This window comes from Anoxybacillus suryakundensis, assembly GCF_001418025.1.
GTDB classification, from domain to species: Bacteria; Bacillota; Bacilli; order Bacillales; family Anoxybacillaceae; genus Anoxybacillus; species Anoxybacillus tengchongensis.
Genome location: NZ_LIOK01000002.1, coordinates 17,428 through 33,524 on the forward strand (window position 1 = coordinate 17,428; position 16,097 = coordinate 33,524).

Here is a 16,097-nt window from a genome sequence, read left to right on the forward strand (position 1 = left end):
TCCCCTTACTGAACAGATAATGTCATTAAGTATTTTGTTAATGCTTCAAGCTCTTCATCAGACAATGCTGGGTAAGTACCTGTCATTTTGTTGCCTGGTTTAATTTTCTCTGGATCTTTTAACCAAGCTTTTAAGTTTTCTTCATTATGTTCTAAAATGCCAGCAATGCGCGAACGATCTGCAAAGCCCGCTAAGTTAGGCGCAAGGCGTGCTTGCTCTGGACGACCATCAACCGGTGTCACCGCGTGACAGCCAATACAGCTTTTGTTGAAAATTTCTTCTCCTTGCTTCACAACAGGGTCTGTTGATGCAACAGGTTTTGCATTTTTCATTTTTTCTACCCATTGATCAAACTCAGCGCGAGGAAGCGCCTTCACTTTAAAGTCCATTAAAGCGTGTGACGGACCGCAAAGCTCCGCACATTTTCCGTAAAATAGACGTCCTGCCTCTTCGGCACGTTTGTCATCAAATGTGAGGAAAAATTGGTTTGTGTTATCTGTATTTGTATCCATTTTTCCTCCAACTGCAGGTACCCAGAATGAGTGTTTGACGTCAGATGCTTTTAAGTTGAAATATACACGCTCACCTGTTGGGACGACTAAATCTTGGCTTGTAATAATGCCGTAGTCTGGGTACTCAAACTCCCACCAGTATAGGTTTGCGCGAACATTCACGACAACGACGTCGCGGTCTTTTTTGTTCATCGGTTTTACATCCGCCAGTTTAAACGTGTATAAAACCGTTGGAACAGCTAAGATGATAAGTAAAATAATCGGAATAACTGTCCAAATAATTTCAAGCGTATGGCTTCCTTCCACTTGTTTTGGAATTTTGTTTTCTTCCCCTTTACGACGGCGGAAGCGAGTCACAACGTAAAGGAAAATGATTGTTACAACCGCAATGACGATGACCATGATGGCCGTGCTGAGTAGCATAAGCTTGTACTGCATATCAGCTACTTCTCCTGCTGGCTGAAGCGTCGATAAAAACGGCTTACCGCAACCAGCTAGCAAAAGCGCCATGGCGGATACGAGAGAAACCAAGCGCCAATTTCGTAGCCACTTCTTCATAGCCTAATCAAACCCCTCTTTCGATTATGAAATAAAGTGAAATATATACATTCTTTCTTTACAAAAAGAAAGAATTGTAAACCTTTTTTAATCAATTGTAACGATAACCATGGTGACGAATAAAATGGTCAAATAGTTTAATGAATAAATGAACATCCATTTCGCCCATTTCATATCATCTTTCATTTTAAAGCCCGCTAATCCAAGCGCTAGCCAACCGACGTTTAACAACGTCGCAATGACTAAAAACGGAACACCTAATGAAAATAAGTAAAATGGAAGTGGTAAAAGCGCCACAATCCAAATGACAATTTGTCGTTTTGTCACCGCAAAGCCGTGAACGACAGGGAGCATCGGAATGCCCGCTGCACGATATTCTTCACATCGCTTCATCGCTAGCGCCAAAAAGTGTGGCGGCTGCCATAAAAACATAAGCAAAAACAAAATAATTGGAACGACATGGAACGTGTCATCAACTGCCGTCCAACCAATCACTGGCGGAACGGCACCAGAAATGCTTCCGATGACGGTATTAAACGTATTGCTTCGCTTAGACCACATCGTGTATAAAAAGACGTACGTCACAACACCAATCAGCCCAACGACTGCAGCAGTGACGGTTGTCATCAATAGACTTAGCGTACCGACGGCGACAAGAAGAATACCAAACCAAAGCACACGCTTTGGATCTACACTTCCGCTTACTGTTGGACGATTTTTCGTCCGCTCCATTAAATGATCAATATCGCGATCGATAAAATTATTTAATGCGCACGAACCTGCAATGACGAGCGCAGATCCAACGAGCGCGAAAAATACAATATGCAAATTGCTTAAAAATCCTTTTCCTGTAAAATGAAAAGCTAACCAAAGTCCTGTAAATGTCGTAATTAAATTGGAGTTGACAATGCCAATTTTTACAACCGAAAGCACATCTTTTAAAACACCTAATTGTATTTTTGTTGTTTTTACATCTTCGACTACATCCGCCATGTGCCGCCACTCCTCTCTTATGCCTTTGAAGGCGTTTCCATTATATACACGATAACGATATGTCGTCTCTGTATATTAAAGCACATTTCTTTACTAAATTGTGAACTTTTTTTGTCTTAATTGTGTCGAATTTGTGTCAAAACAAGATTGTTACGATGAAAACATTGAAAAATAACCGCACTTATATTTCTAGCAAACTCCATACAAATATTCAACTACATTTGTCACGTTTGCTATATTGTAAAACAATAAAACTTTGCGCTTTTCGACATTTTCCGCTAATATGAGAGTAGAATTTTTCACACGTATTTCACATTTATTATACAGTTTTTACTAGACATTGGCTATATAAAATTTTACGTTAAGGAAGTGAATACATTGCGACGGCTTTTGAAATGGTTTGCGGTAGCGACAACAATCGGCATGCTTTTCGTTTTAATTGGCGGAGCGCTTGTGACAAAAACAGGATCAGGGATGGGTTGTGGACGTTCGTGGCCGCTTTGTCACGGGCAGCTTATTCCATCCAATATTACAGCAGAGTTGTTGATTGAATTAAGCCACCGTGTCGTCTCCGGCGTCGTCGGGTTGATGGTGCTCATTTTATCGATTTGGGCTTGGAAAGCAATCGGACATATTCGTGAAACGAAATTTTTAGCGATCACTTCGTTCGTCTTTCTCGTCTTGCAAGGACTAATCGGAGCCGCTGCAGTCGTTTGGGGACAATCGGACGTCGTGCTTGCGCTTCACTTTGGCATTTCATTAATTTCGTTTGCGGCCGTCTTTTTATTGACGTTGTTTATTTTTGAAGTCGATAAAAAATTTGATGCCGCATCTGTTGTGCTTGATCGCAAGATGAAATTCCATATTTACGGCATTATTGCGTATTGCTATATCGTCGTATACACAGGAGCGCTCGTTCGTCATAAACAGGCGAGTTTAGCGTGCCCGAGCTGGCCGTTTTGCGCGCAAACGCGCATATTCCCGACGCAACTACATGAATGGGTACAAATGGGGCACCGTTTAGCAGCAGGGTTATTGTTCGTTTGGATTTTAATAGCAACGATTGATGCAATGAAACGATATAAACGACAACCGATTATATATTGGGGTTGGCTGATTGCGCTTATTCTCGTCAGTTGCCAAGTCGCCACAGGAGCGCTCGTCGTTTTTACAGAATTGAATTTATACGTCGCCTTAGCTCATGCGTTTTTCATTTCGTGTTTGTTCGGCGTGTTAAGTTACTTTGTGCTACTGGCAACGCGCAGTAAAAAAGAAAAGGAAACGCGACATGAATCGAACGTCATTCCATCTGCCGTATTAAAATAAAAGAACGAGGGATCCCTCGTTCTTTTATTTTTCGGCTAATTCAATTAATAAATCTCCCGTTTGAATCGCGTCGCCGCCTTTGACATAAATATCTTTGACAACGCCAGAAAACGGTGCTTGAACAGTCGTTTCCATTTTCATCGCTTCTGTAATCATTAAATGGTCGCCTTTTTTCACTTTTTCTCCTTTTTCCACAAGCACCTTTACTACTGTTCCTGGCATCGTCGCAGCAATATGGTTCGGATTGTTACGATCTGCTTTCACACGTGCGACAATCGTCGTTTTAATGCTTTCGTCTTTCACGACAATTTCGCGCGGCTGACCGTTTAATTCGAAGTAAACAACTCTCGTCCCGTCTGCTTGTGGCTGACCGATTGCAACAAGCTTGACGATTAACGTTTTTCCTTTTTCAATTTCGATTTCAATTTCTTCACCAAGACGCATGCCGTATAAGAATGTTGGCGTATCTAAAACAGATACGTCACCGAACTGTTCAACGGTGCGTGCATATTCGACAAATACTTTCGGATAAAGCGCATAAGCTAACACATCGTAGTCAGTCACTTCACGTTGAATGAGATGGTACAGTTCTTCTCTTAACTTTTCAAAGTCGACCGGCTCTAATAGCTCGCCCGGACGAACGGTAATTGGTTCGCGCCCTTTTAAAATAATGCGTTGCAATGTTTCAGGGAATCCGCCATGCGGTTGACCGAGATAGCCTTCAAATAGCTCAACAACGGAATCAGGGAAGTCGAGCGTTTCCCCGCGTTCGTAAATGTCTTGTTCTGTTAAATTGTTTTGTACCATATATAGCGCCATATCGCCAACGACTTTCGATGATGGCGTCACTTTTACGATGTCGCCAAATAAATCGTTGACGCGACGATACATTTCTTTTACTTCATCCCAACGATCTCCTAAGCCGACTGCTTTTGCTTGTTGTTGTAAGTTGCTATATTGTCCGCCCGGCATTTCGTGCATATATACTTCCGTATGCGGCGCGTTCATACCGCTTTCAAAGTCCGCATAATATTGGCGCACATCTTCCCAATAACGCGATAATTTTTCAAGCGATGCGATATCCACTTCTGGCGCACGCTCGGTTCCTTCTAGCGCATAATAAAGCGTATTGGCGCTCGGTTGTGACGTTAAACCAGCCATGGAGCTAACAGCGACATCTAGAATATCTACCCCTGCTTCAATCGCTTTCGCATACGTATAAATGCCGTTGCCGCTTGTGTCGTGCGTATGCAAATGAATTGGAATATCAACGACCTCTTTTAAAGCGGAAATAAACGTATACGCTGCTTGCGGCTTTAATAGTCCCGCCATGTCTTTAATCGCTAAAATGTGCGCGCCTGCTTGTTCAAGCTCTTTCGCTAAGTTTTTATAGTAGTCGAGGTTGTATTTTGTGCGTGCCGGATCGAAAATGTCGCCCGTATAACAAATAGCTGCCTCCGCTACTTTTCCAGATTGACGTACCGCATCGATTGCAACTGTCATTCCTTTCACCCAGTTCAAACTATCGAAAATGCGGAATACGTCAATGCCTGCTTCAGCTGATTTTGCAACGAACTCACGAATGACGTTATCTGGATAGTTTTTATATCCGACAGCATTGGAGGCGCGAAGCAACATTTGAAACAGGACGTTTGGAATTTTTTCACGCAATTGAATGAGGCGCTCCCATGGATCTTCTTTTAAAAAGCGATATGCGACATCAAACGTCGCTCCGCCCCACATTTCCATCGAAAACAGTTGCGGCCATAAACGCGCCGTTGGTTCCGCGATGCGCATCAAGTCGTTTGTGCGCACGCGCGTAGCTAAAAGCGATTGATGGGCATCACGAAACGTCGTATCCGTTAGCAACACTCGATTTTGCTCTTTAATCCATCGGACAAGCCCGTCAGCGCCACGCTCATCTAAAATTTGTTTCGTCCCTTTTGGCATCTCCTCCATATAGTTTATTTTCGGGATGCGCGGTGGATCAAATACAGGCTTTTTCTTTTTTCCGATGCCTGGAAATCCATTTACGGTGACCGTTCCGATATATGATAACAGTTTCGTCCCACGGTCTTTCCGTTTCGGGAAAATAAAAAGCTCAGGTGTCGTATCAATAAACGATGTATCATATTCCCCTGTTAAAAATTTCGGATGTTGGACGACGTTCTCTAAAAACGGAATGTTCGTTTTAATGCCGCGAATACGAAACTCACGCAAGTTGCGTAACATTTTCGCCGCTGCTTGTTCAAACGTTAACGCCCACGTTGTCACTTTTACTAATAGCGAATCGTAATACGGTGTAATGACTGCTCCTTGGAAACTATTACCTGCATCTAAACGAACGCCGAAGCCACCGCCTGAGCGGTATGCCATAATTTTCCCAGTGTCTGGCATAAAGTGATTTAGCGGATCTTCTGTTGTGACGCGTGACTGAATCGCATATCCGTGCACATGAATATGTTCTTGTTTCGGGATGCCAACTTTTTCGCTATGTAGCGCATGACCTTCCGCAATTAAAATTTGCGATTGGACAATATCAATGCCCGTAATCATTTCAGTAATGGTATGCTCGACTTGAATGCGCGGATTGACTTCAATAAAGTAAAACTCATCGCCAGAAACGAGAAACTCGACGGTTCCTGCGTTGACGTATTGCACGTTTTTCATGAGTTTGACTGCCGCTTCACAAATTTTTTCGCGAAGCTCCTTAGAAAGCGATACACTCGGCGCCACTTCGACCACTTTTTGATGGCGACGTTGTACGGAACAATCTCGGTCGTATAAATGAACGATGTTGCCGTATGCATCGCCTAAAATTTGCACTTCAATATGTTTTGGATTTTCAATTAATTTCTCGACATATACGTCATCGCTACCGAAGGCTGCTTTCGCTTCCGATTTCGCGCGCTCATACGCTTCTTTTACTTCCGATTGCGAACGAACGATGCGCATCCCGCGACCGCCGCCACCTAATGCCGCTTTGATGATCATCGGATAACCGTATGTCTCACCGAAGCGCACGACATCCTCCAAGCTTTGCACAGGGCCATCGCTTCCCGGAATGACCGGAATGCCCGCTTGTTTCGCTTGGTGACGCGCTTTTACTTTATCGCCAAACATATCTAAATGCTCTTGGCGCGGACCGATAAAAATGATGCCTTCTTCTTCGCATCGTTTCGCAAATTCGATGTTTTCCGATAAAAAGCCGTATCCTGGATGAATCGCGTCGACATCGTGCATTTTTGCAATTTCAATAATGCCTTCAATGTCTAAATACGCTTCAATTGGCTTTTTTCCTTCCCCGACTAAATACGCTTCATCTGCCTTATAGCGATGGTACGATCCTGCGTCTTCGCGCGAATAAATCGCAACGGTGCGAATGCCAAGCTCGTTGCATGCACGAAAGACGCGAATGGCAATTTCTCCACGGTTTGCGACAAGTACTTTTTGAATACGCCTCATATGTGATCCTCCCCCTATTCTTCATATAAAAACTATAACGAATTTTCTGTATTTGTAAATAGGATTACGAAAAAGAAATATCATTTTTTTGAATATGGCTTTTTTCATTTTTATGCTTTTCGTAGTTTGTCACTGCAGAAATGTTCGCTAATACGCCGACAGACATCATAAGTAAAACGAGCGATGAGCCACCGTAGCTCACAAACGGCAAGGTGACGCCTGTAAGTGGAATCATTCCTGAAATTCCACCGAGGTTGATAAATGCTTGAAAACCAATCATCGTTGAAATGCCAATCGCTAATAAACTGCCGAACGCATCGTGGCATTTTCTTGCAATAGAAAAACCACGCAAGACGATAAACGATAATAAAAGGAGGACGAATGAAACACCAAATAAGCCAAGTTCTTCGGCAACGACCGCCATGATAAAGTCCGTATGCGCTTCCGGCAAATAACCGTACTTTTGAATGCCTTGTCCAAGTCCTAGCCCTTTTAAGCCTCCGTTTGCGATCGCAAAGTACGAGTTAATGAGCTGGTATCCTTCTTTTTGAGGATATGCAAATGGATCGAGAAAACTGTAAATACGCGCCATACGTACTTTGGTGAAAACTTTATCATATATAAACGGACCGGAAATAAGCGCAACGAATCCAATGATCAAACTGAACAATAAAAATTGTTTCATTAATAGCCGTTTGCTAGCGGTAGAAGAGAAGATAATTGCTGCGCAAATGAACGCGATAATGATCATCGTTCCAACGTCTGGCTGCAAGAAAATAAGCAAGCAAATGAACAACATATAATAAACAGGAAAGAGCACGTCTTGCGGGGAAGTTTGCAATTTTTTTTGTTTGTTTGCTAGCACCCCGCTTAAATATACAATTAAGCCGATTTTCGCAAATTCAGCTGGCTGAATGTTAATAGGTCCGAGTTTAATCCAGCTTGTGGCATTGTTCGCTGTATGTCCAAACAAAAGGACATAAATGAGCGGCAAAGGCATGGCAAAAAAAACGAGTTGCAAAAACTTTTTGCGCGCATAATGTTTATATGGAACAAATGCAAGGAATAAAAACATACATGCCCCGATGATCCACGCCCATTTTTGTTTTTGGAAAAAATAATCGCTCGCCGTATGGAAACGAGTGACTGCTGTAATCATGCTTGCGCTATATACCATGATAAGCCCAAACAGCGATAATAAAAATACAGCGATGATTAACGGATAATCATGATATTTCATAAACGTTTTCAAGCGCATCTGACCCATCTTCCTTTTCACTTTCTTATTTGCATTGTACTATAAAACAGAAAAAACCCAAACGAAATTCGTTTGAGTTTTTGTCATTTTTTCTTCTTTTTCGTGCACGCTTCATGCAATGCCGAAAGCTCGCGCTCAAGTCGGTCTAAAATGGCCTTCCCGTCTTTTTCATCGACAAGTCCTAATCGGACCGCAAAATCAATTTCACGGGATAACCCGAACATTTGCGTATCTAACACTTCTTCATATAGCGGACATTGTGGCATCGTTAAGTGATCCATTTGCACTTGAATAAGCTTCACAATTTTTTCCGCATCCGCTTGCAATAACGAATAGGCTCTTTCTCGAAAGTTTATCGCCACTTCAGGCGTCACGTTGACCCCTCCGTTCCGTACGTTCCTGTTCCTTCATCTTATCGTGAATACGAAAAAAATGCAAGCATCATGCCTTGACCAATTCATTTTACAAAACAAACGCTTTCATCATATAATGAAAGGCAGATAGGGGGAATAAACATGGTCATCGTCATCAAAGGGAACGTCAAATTTACGATTACACTCGATCCGAGCGTATGGATTTTTGACGATCGAAAAGTAGATGTACATACTTATTTTACACGTCATCCACAAATCGAACAACAAGAAGACATAGACGGCATTCAAAACATTTCAGCGTATTGGGATCGTGAAATTCAAGAAGGAGCGGTGTCGCCTCCGACGCTGCAGACCGAAAAGAAATTCGAAAAAGAAAAAATATTAATCGGTACGTTCGGCATGCCGTTTGCCCCGTTTTTACGCAACGCAGAACCGAACGACAATGCAACACAGTTCACCATCGTCACAGAAAACGGCGATACGACGATTTCACTTGCTGATGCTTATGAGTTATTATTATGTTTTTCAAAAGACGGCAAACCGCTCAAAGAAGATGGACCTGTCCATATTTATTTTGGCGATGGTTCAAATCGCGACAACCCAATTACCCACGTACGGGCGTTTATCGTCGAGTGAAAAGAGGCGTTTTGCCTCTTTTCTTACAAAAGGTCTGCCGCAAGTTGCGCAAGCGATGAACGCTCTCCTTTCACTAATCGCACGTGCCCCGCTACTTTTTGTTCTTTAAATTTTTCAACAACATATGTGAGCCCGTTATTGTATTCGTCTAAATACGGATGATCGATTTGGGCCGGATCACCCATTAACACAATTTTACTTCGCTCGCCGACGCGCGTTAAAATCGTCTTCACTTCATGTTTCGTTAAATTTTGCGCCTCATCAATAATAATAAACTGTTCTGGAATGCTCCTTCCGCGTATATACGTGAGCGCTTCAACTTCAATGGATCCCATACCTGATAAAATCGCATCAAGTTCACTCGGCTTTTTCGTATCGAATAAAAAATGTAAGTTGTCAAAAATTGGTTGCATCCACGGTCGTAATTTTTCTTGCTTCTCGCCTGGCAAATAGCCGATATCTTTCCCGACAGGTACAATTGGACGAGCGACAAGCAATTTTTTATATAACCGCATATCTTCCGTCTGCATGAGTCCGGCCGCTAACGCAAGCAGCGTCTTTCCTGTTCCTGCTTTTCCGATGAGCGTCACAAGCGGAATGTCGGTGCGAAGCAACAATTCACATGCCATCGTTTGTTGCACGTTGCGCGGACGAATGCCCCAAATATGATCGTAATGAAACACAAGTTTGCGCACTTTTTTTCCTGTATGATCGACCATACCGAGCGCTGATGACGAACCGCCAAGTGCATCTTTCATAATAATAAATTGGTTCGGATAAAACGGGTGGTTTGTAATTTCTGCCAGCACAAGTTCACCTTTTTCATAAAAGCGCGCCAAATGTTCTGGGCTTATGTACAAATCTAAAAATCCGGTGTAAATATGGTCAATTTCAACAACGCGGTCGCTTAAAAAATCTTCCGCCTCTAGCCCAATCGCATCAGCTTTGACGCGTACGAGCGCATCTTTACTGACTAAAATAACAGGGCGACCGTTTTCTTTCGACTGTTCCTCAAGCAATAAATTTTTCGCGACGGCTAAAATGCGATTGTCGTTCGTTTTTTCAACAAAAATTTCTTGCAGTTGATGAAACGAACGATGATTTAATTCAATGCGCAACACCCCACCGTTATCAAGCGGAATTTTTTCGTGCAACTTTCCGTTTTTTCTTAAGCTATCAATAATTTTAGATACTTGGCGAGCATTTCTTCCGATTTCATCCATATATCGCTTTTTCGAGTCCACTTCTTCTAATACGACAGCCGGGATGACCACTTCATTATCTTGAAAGGAAAAAATAGAATATGGATCTTGCAAAAGCACATTTGTATCTAATACGTATATTTTTTTGCCCACGTTTTCTCCCCCTTGACGACCGTCGGTGGACGGGATTGTTGTTTATATATATGAACGGACGCATAAAGATAGAAGAAGTTTTGCAAAATAAAGTTAAAGTCGAAAAGGGGTGGAACGATTGAAATATATCATCATCTTCATGTTGCTTTTTATAAGTGCCTGCGGACAACAAGCGCAACCGAATAATCGCGACTCGCTCGTTCATGTGAAAAATACGACAAATGAAAAAATCGTCAATAAGTCCGGGCAACAAATCGCGCGTCATCTCGCAAATCTTGCGAGCAGCGTGCCAAATGTGAACGATGCGACCGTATTAGTTGTTGGGAAATATGCGTTAGTAGGCATTGATGTCAATGCTAAACTTGATCCGTCGCGCGTTGGAACGGTGAAATATTCCGTTGTGGAAAGTTTACAAAAAGATCCGTACGGGGCCAATGCGATCGTCATTGCGGATGCGGATTTAAATACGCGGCTGAGAGCCATTCAAAAGCAAGTAGAGAAAGGAAAGCCGATTCAAGGATTTATGGACGAGTTAGCGGCGATTGTCGGACGCGTCATGCCTGAAATCCCAAGCGACTTTTTACAAACGACAAATCCGCGTTCAACAAGACAAAACGATAAACAGTTAAACGATGGTGAACAAAAGCAACTAGAAAACGAACAACAAAAACAATCAAACGACCATATGAAATAAGCCGAGCATATTGCTCGGCTTATGCTTGTTTTAACGCGCTCATCACTTGTTGATCGAGCTTGGCAGCAGCTTGCGCATCATACGTTTTTTCGTATTTCGGTTCGAGTGCAATTTTTGCACCGTAAAACATCACATCGCGCACTTCTTCAATATCTACTTGAATCACTGCAAGCTTCAACGGAACGTTTTCTAGTTTTTCAACTTTCACATGTGCTTTTCCGCTAATGGAATACGTCGATTCGTTTGCGATTAAAACGATGGACATCGCTGGATTCGCCTGCACATTTGCGACAATGCGCGAGCGTTGATCGACGGCAAAATATACTTTATCGTGCGCCGGCGCGTACACCCATGAAATGGCGCTTGCATTTGGTGCGCCTGTTTCATGGTCGATCGTACATACAATGACATATCGTTCTTTTTGCAACGCTTGGAACAAAGGCTCAATTAATGTCGGTTCTACCGCATTTGGCATATGTATCCCTCCTTGTTTTTATCATACCTTTTTTTCACACACTTTCAAACAATATGATATACTAATTCGTAAAAAAACATGTGAGGTTTGACGATGAGAGTACGATGCATTCTTTGTGAAAAAATCGATACGTTAGACGATGAAACGTTGCTGGCAAAACGGTTGCGCAACCGCCCAATTCATACATATATGTGCGAAACATGCCATGAGCGCATTGAGAAAAAAACGAAAGAGCGGCTCGCCACCGGCAAATTTCGCTTTTTCCGAACGAGCAAACACGAAACGGAATGGTAATAAAAAAAGCGCCTTGCACGAAGCATAGGCGCTTATTCGTAATTGGCATATTTGTCTGGTTCACGATTGATTTGATCGAGCATCGCTTCGATGAGCTCGGCTGGAAAACGAAACGTGCGTGATTCGTCGTTTGCCGTACATGTGACCGTATAGACGTCACCTTCTTTTGTAAACGCGATTTGCTCCATCGCATGATCTTCACGCAATAAGTCAGCAAAAAATTGTTCTGTCTCTTGTGCCGCCGTATCATCTGGGCGCGCCTGTGCGACCACTTTAATCGTCAGCCAATTGTACACCGCATCCTGTAGTTTCACGCGCGTCCCCCCTCACGACGAAGACGCCATTTATAAATGATTAATACGATGGCTGCGACAAGCAATCCTTCCGCCACAGGTAAAAAGACGGCAAAAAACGTTAAAATCGTGCAACCGAGCACAAGCAGCGCGTAAATGACGACGTTTTTTAATAGCGGTAGTTCACGCGCAAAGCCGAGCCGATAGACGATAATCGATAAAACGATGATCGTCACGTACAATAGCCACATCCCTTTCGTTGGCTGTTCGTGCACGTTGTATAGCGAAGCGAAAAATGACAGGCGACCGATCACATCCATGACGACTTCCCCCTATTTTTTTTGCTCAGCGAGTTTTTTCTTTTTCGCGATTTTTTCGCGTTCGTTTTTGTCTAATATTTTTTTCCGCAAGCGAATCGATTGTGGCGTCACTTCGCAATATTCGTCGTCGTTTAAATATTCGAGCGCTTCTTCTAACGTCATAAGGCGCGGTTTTTTCATCGTCACCGTTTGTTCTTTCGTTGACGAGCGAACGTTTGTCACATGTTTCATTTTACATACGTTCACGACTAAATCGTTGTCGCGGCTATGTTCACCAACGATCATTCCTTCATATACTTCTGTTCCCGGTTCGATGAAAATGACGCCGCGGTCTTCGACTTGCATAATGCCATAAGCTGTCGCTTTTCCTGTCTCCATCGAAATGAGTACCCCTTGATGTCTGCCGCCGATTTGACCTGGGATGACAGGTTGATAGCAGTCGAACGAATGGTTTAAAATGCCGTATCCGCGCGTAAGCGACATAAATTCTGTCCGATAGCCGATTAGTCCGCGCGCTGGAACGAGGAAAATAAGGCGCACTTGTCCGTTTCCATTATTGATCATATCGATCATTTCCCCTTTGCGCGCCCCAAGCGACTCCATAATCGCCCCCGTATATTCTTCAGGAATATCAATTTGCACGCGCTCGACCGGTTCGCACATGACGCCGTCGATTTCTTTCATAATGACTTCTGGTTTGGATACTTGCAGTTCAAAACCTTCGCGGCGCATATTTTCAATTAAAATGGATAAATGCAACTCTCCACGTCCAGACACGATCCATGCATCTGGCGAATCCGTTGGTTCAACGCGAAGCGAGACGTCTGTTTCTAACTGTAAACGAAGACGTTCTTCAATTTTTCTTGCGGTCACATGTTTTCCTTCCCGACCAGCAAACGGGCTATTGTTCACAAGAAACGTCATTTGCAACGTCGGCTCGTCAATACGAAGCGGTGGCAACGCTTCTTGCACGTCAAGCGGACATACCGTTTCGCCTACGTTAATATCTTCCATTCCGGAAACGGCAACTAAATCGCCCGCTTTCGCTTCTTCAATTTCAATACGTTTTAACCCGAGAAAGCCAAACAGTTTTGTCACGCGAAACGTTTTCACAGAGCCATCGAGCTTCATCAGCGCCACTTGTTGCCCGACTTGCATACGTCCGCGGAAAATGCGTCCAATCCCGATGCGACCGACGTAATCGTTATAATCGAGAAGCGCCACTTGAAATTGAAGCGGCTCGTCGCTATTGTCGATTGGTGCTGGAATATGTTCAATAATCGTTTCAAATAGCGCCGTCATATCGGCATCTTGTTTGTCTGCATCTAAACTTGCGGTGCCGTTAATCGCTGAGGCGTATACGACCGGAAATTCAAGTTGGTCTTCTGATGCGCCGAGCTCAATAAATAAATCGATCACTTCATCGACAACTTCGTGCGGTCGAGCAAATTCGCGGTCAATTTTATTGACGACGACAATAGGCGTTAAGTTTTGTTCAAGCGCTTTTTTTAAGACGAAGCGCGTTTGCGGCATACATCCTTCGTACGCATCGACAACGAGCAACACCCCATCGACAAGCCGCATAATGCGTTCGACTTCGCCACCGAAGTCCGCATGTCCCGGCGTATCTAAAATGTTAATGCGCGTACCTTTGTATTGAATGGCTGTATTTTTCGCTAAAATCGTAATGCCTCGTTCACGTTCTAAATCGTTGCGGTCAAGCGCCCGTTCTTCCACTTGTTCGTTCGCCCGAAACGTGCCTGATTGGCGAAGCAATTGGTCGACTAACGTCGTTTTTCCGTGGTCGACGTGCGCAATAATCGCGATGTTACGAATATCGTTTCTCAATTCATTCAACTCCTATTTTTCAACATTGCGCGTCTATTATAGCATAAACATAGTAGAAAAGCGGAATGTTTTGTTGTAATCTAAAGGAAAGAGGAGGAGAACATATGAATAAACTTCAACCGCTTTTTTTTATGATAGCGCTACTTGCGACGATGACGTTAATAGGCACCGGCATTGCGATCGCTTATCGACATGTGCCAGCGATCGTCGGGTCGATGATTGCTTTTTTTGGCGTGATGGGTCTTGGTTTTTCACTGAAAAAAAGAAAAAGCGCTAACAATCGGTAGTTAGCGCTGAATGATCGCAAGTATTTCTTCATGCAATCCCGGCTTTGAAACGAACACGGAGCTTTTTTCAATCATATTGAGCGGCTCACCGTACAAGTTTGTCACCACACCGCCTACTTCTTGCACGATGACCATCCCACCGGCAATATCCCACGGCGACAAACGAAGCGTCATGTAAGCATCTAGTTTACCCGCTGCGATATACGCCATCTCAAGTGCCGCAGAGCCGTACGAACGCGTGCCGCGCGCTTTTTTCACAAGCGGGGCAAGGACGTTCGGGTCGATGCGACGGTTTTCCGTCACCCACGTCGCATTTAATGAAATGATCGAGCGATCAAGCGTTGTTTTCTCAAGCGGTGGAAGCGGTGTGCCGTTTAAAAATGCCCCTTTTCCTTTTTGTGCATAATATAGTTCGTCAAACGCCACATCGTAAATGTAGCCAAGCATGCCGACGCCATCTTGAAACACCCCGACAGAAATCGCAAAGTGGCGCTGTTGATGAACGAAATTCATCGTTCCGTCAATCGGGTCGATAATCCAAACGACGCCGTCTAGCGCTTCAAGCGTATCCCCGAGCCCTTCTTCTCCTAAAATGCGGTGTGTCGGATACGTCCGACGAATGCGTTCAATAAAAAATTGTTCGATTTCCCGATCGACGTTTGTCACTAAGTCAGACGGGCTTGATTTCGTTTCGATTTTTAGTTTCGTTTGAAACGCATCGCGGATGCGCTCCCCTGCTTCACGAATCCAATGCTGCATATGTTGATCAATTTCGTTCCACATATCATACCTCCTGCATATACTTATGTAGAAAAGGCGGCGCTTGCCGCCTTTCAGTTCGACAGACGAATAAGTTCTTGGCGTAGTTTTTCTAATTTTCGTTTACATTCGTTTTTTTTCGCTTCATTATTTTCTAACATCGCTTCATAAAGGGTGGCTAGTTCGTAATCGACTTCAAGTTTTAATACTTTTATTCGTCTTTCTCCATCCATTTTTTTGAATCCATCGGCAGTTTTTTTCATGCGGTGCACCCCTTCCATTGTAAAAAGTATGTTTTCTGAAAATTCCTTTTTTACATACTATGTAACGGAAAGGGGATATGCAACTTTACATTTTCACAATATCTCCGTTGGACAACTCTTTTCCTTTTTTGATCGTTTCGTATGATGAATAGCCGCTTACTTTTTCGAACTCATCACATAGTTTTCGCTCTTCCGCTTTACTTGGGACGATTTGTTTAAAGCGGCGATATAAGTTCATCAGTCGCTCTCGTTCAATGCCTTGTTCGTACGCTTCTTCAATCCCTTCATAAAATTTAATAACGTCGATGATTTCTTCTGTTGACCAACTGTAATCAATCGGATAAGCATATTTCATGATGTTCACCTTTCTTTGTCATCTGTCTCGTT

The 16,097-nt window shown here is 43.3% G+C and carries 17 protein-coding genes and 1 pseudogene; 5 read left to right on the forward strand and 13 right to left on the reverse strand.

Going from position 1 to position 16,097, the window contains the following annotated elements:
* Positions 1-5: 5 nt before the first annotated feature.
* Entirely contained in the window at positions 6-1,070 is a 1,065-nt protein-coding gene (gene coxB / locus ASC42_RS01305; RefSeq protein ID WP_055440207.1) for a cytochrome c oxidase subunit II, read from the reverse strand.
* 87 nt (positions 1,071-1,157) lie between these two features.
* A pseudogene (gene cyoE, locus ASC42_RS01310) lies at positions 1,158-2,009 on the reverse strand (heme o synthase); the annotation flags it as partial.
* Positions 2,010-2,441: 432 nt separating this feature from the next.
* Between cyoE and ASC42_RS01315 the strand changes: the two are divergent.
* Positions 2,442-3,389 (forward strand): COX15/CtaA family protein, encoded by a 948-nt coding sequence (locus tag ASC42_RS01315; protein ID WP_141653477.1) that lies wholly within the window; start codon positions 2,442-2,444, stop codon positions 3,387-3,389.
* Between the two features lie 24 nt (positions 3,390-3,413).
* Here the strand turns inward: ASC42_RS01315 and pyc are convergent, their stop codons facing one another.
* From pyc to ASC42_RS01330, 3 genes are all read right to left on the reverse strand, one after another.
* Positions 3,414-6,854, reverse strand: a complete 3,441-nt coding sequence (pyc, locus tag ASC42_RS01320; RefSeq protein ID WP_055440209.1) for a pyruvate carboxylase — start codon at positions 6,852-6,854, stop codon at positions 3,414-3,416.
* A gap of 64 nt (positions 6,855-6,918) precedes the next feature.
* Complete coding sequence (gene ftsW / locus ASC42_RS01325; protein WP_055440210.1) at positions 6,919-8,121, reverse strand: putative lipid II flippase FtsW; 1,203 nt, start codon at positions 8,119-8,121, stop codon at positions 6,919-6,921.
* 74 nt (positions 8,122-8,195) lie between these two features.
* A complete protein-coding gene (locus ASC42_RS01330; RefSeq protein ID WP_004891276.1) occupies positions 8,196-8,486 on the reverse strand; it encodes an Fpa/YlaN family protein in 291 nt (96 codons plus the stop codon).
* A 141-nt stretch (positions 8,487-8,627) separates the two neighbouring features.
* Here ASC42_RS01330 and ASC42_RS01335 point away from each other — a divergent pair, with 141 nt between their 5' ends.
* Positions 8,628-9,122 carry a hypothetical protein gene (locus tag ASC42_RS01335; protein WP_082435657.1) on the forward strand — a complete coding sequence of 165 codons (495 nt, stop codon included), beginning with the start codon at positions 8,628-8,630 and terminating at the stop codon, positions 9,120-9,122.
* A 23-nt stretch (positions 9,123-9,145) separates the two neighbouring features.
* On the opposite strand, the gene ASC42_RS01340 is transcribed toward ASC42_RS01335, so the two are convergent.
* A complete protein-coding gene (locus ASC42_RS01340; RefSeq protein WP_055440212.1) occupies positions 9,146-10,477 on the reverse strand; it encodes a PhoH family protein in 1,332 nt (443 codons plus the stop codon).
* Positions 10,478-10,586: 109 nt separating this feature from the next.
* Here ASC42_RS01340 and ASC42_RS01345 point away from each other — a divergent pair, with 109 nt between their 5' ends.
* Entirely contained in the window at positions 10,587-11,171 is a 585-nt protein-coding gene (locus ASC42_RS01345) for a YhcN/YlaJ family sporulation lipoprotein (RefSeq protein WP_032101573.1), read from the forward strand.
* A gap of 19 nt (positions 11,172-11,190) precedes the next feature.
* On the opposite strand, the gene ASC42_RS01350 is transcribed toward ASC42_RS01345, so the two are convergent.
* Positions 11,191-11,646, reverse strand: a complete 456-nt coding sequence (locus ASC42_RS01350; protein WP_055440213.1) for a pyridoxamine 5'-phosphate oxidase family protein — start codon at positions 11,644-11,646, stop codon at positions 11,191-11,193.
* Positions 11,647-11,739: 93 nt separating this feature from the next.
* On the opposite strand from ASC42_RS01350, the gene ASC42_RS01355 reads away from it, so the two are divergent.
* Positions 11,740-11,940 (forward strand): YlaI family protein, encoded by a 201-nt coding sequence (locus tag ASC42_RS01355; RefSeq protein WP_055440214.1) that lies wholly within the window; start codon positions 11,740-11,742, stop codon positions 11,938-11,940.
* Between the two features lie 32 nt (positions 11,941-11,972).
* On the opposite strand, the gene ASC42_RS01360 is transcribed toward ASC42_RS01355, so the two are convergent.
* Genes ASC42_RS01360 through typA form a run of 3 tightly spaced genes read right to left on the reverse strand, consistent with a single transcriptional unit; the run spans position 11,973 to position 14,401 of the window.
* Positions 11,973-12,254, reverse strand: coding sequence for a hypothetical protein (locus tag ASC42_RS01360; RefSeq protein ID WP_055440215.1), 282 nt, complete (start codon positions 12,252-12,254; stop codon positions 11,973-11,975).
* Positions 12,251-12,553 carry a YlaH-like family protein gene (locus tag ASC42_RS01365; protein ID WP_032101577.1) on the reverse strand — a complete coding sequence of 101 codons (303 nt, stop codon included), beginning with the start codon at positions 12,551-12,553 and terminating at the stop codon, positions 12,251-12,253. The genes ASC42_RS01360 and ASC42_RS01365 overlap by 4 nt, the downstream gene beginning before the upstream one ends.
* A 12-nt stretch (positions 12,554-12,565) precedes the next feature.
* Positions 12,566-14,401: a translational GTPase TypA gene (gene typA / locus ASC42_RS01370; protein WP_055440216.1), complete on the reverse strand. Its 1,836-nt coding sequence runs from the start codon at positions 14,399-14,401 to the stop codon at positions 12,566-12,568.
* A 104-nt stretch (positions 14,402-14,505) separates the two neighbouring features.
* On the opposite strand from typA, the gene ASC42_RS01375 reads away from it, so the two are divergent.
* Positions 14,506-14,688 carry a DUF5325 family protein gene (locus ASC42_RS01375; protein WP_055440217.1) on the forward strand — a complete coding sequence of 61 codons (183 nt, stop codon included), beginning with the start codon at positions 14,506-14,508 and terminating at the stop codon, positions 14,686-14,688.
* Here the strand turns inward: ASC42_RS01375 and ASC42_RS01380 are convergent, their stop codons facing one another.
* The 3 genes from ASC42_RS01380 to ASC42_RS01390 form a co-directional block, all read right to left on the reverse strand.
* Positions 14,689-15,471 carry an inositol monophosphatase family protein gene (locus ASC42_RS01380; RefSeq protein ID WP_055440218.1) on the reverse strand — a complete coding sequence of 261 codons (783 nt, stop codon included), beginning with the start codon at positions 15,469-15,471 and terminating at the stop codon, positions 14,689-14,691. It lies immediately after the preceding gene.
* Positions 15,472-15,521: 50 nt separating this feature from the next.
* Positions 15,522-15,710 (reverse strand): hypothetical protein, encoded by a 189-nt coding sequence (locus tag ASC42_RS01385; protein WP_055440219.1) that lies wholly within the window; start codon positions 15,708-15,710, stop codon positions 15,522-15,524.
* A gap of 85 nt (positions 15,711-15,795) precedes the next feature.
* Positions 15,796-16,065: a UPF0223 family protein gene (locus ASC42_RS01390; RefSeq protein WP_055440220.1), complete on the reverse strand. Its 270-nt coding sequence runs from the start codon at positions 16,063-16,065 to the stop codon at positions 15,796-15,798.
* Between the last annotated feature and the right edge of the window lie 32 nt (positions 16,066-16,097).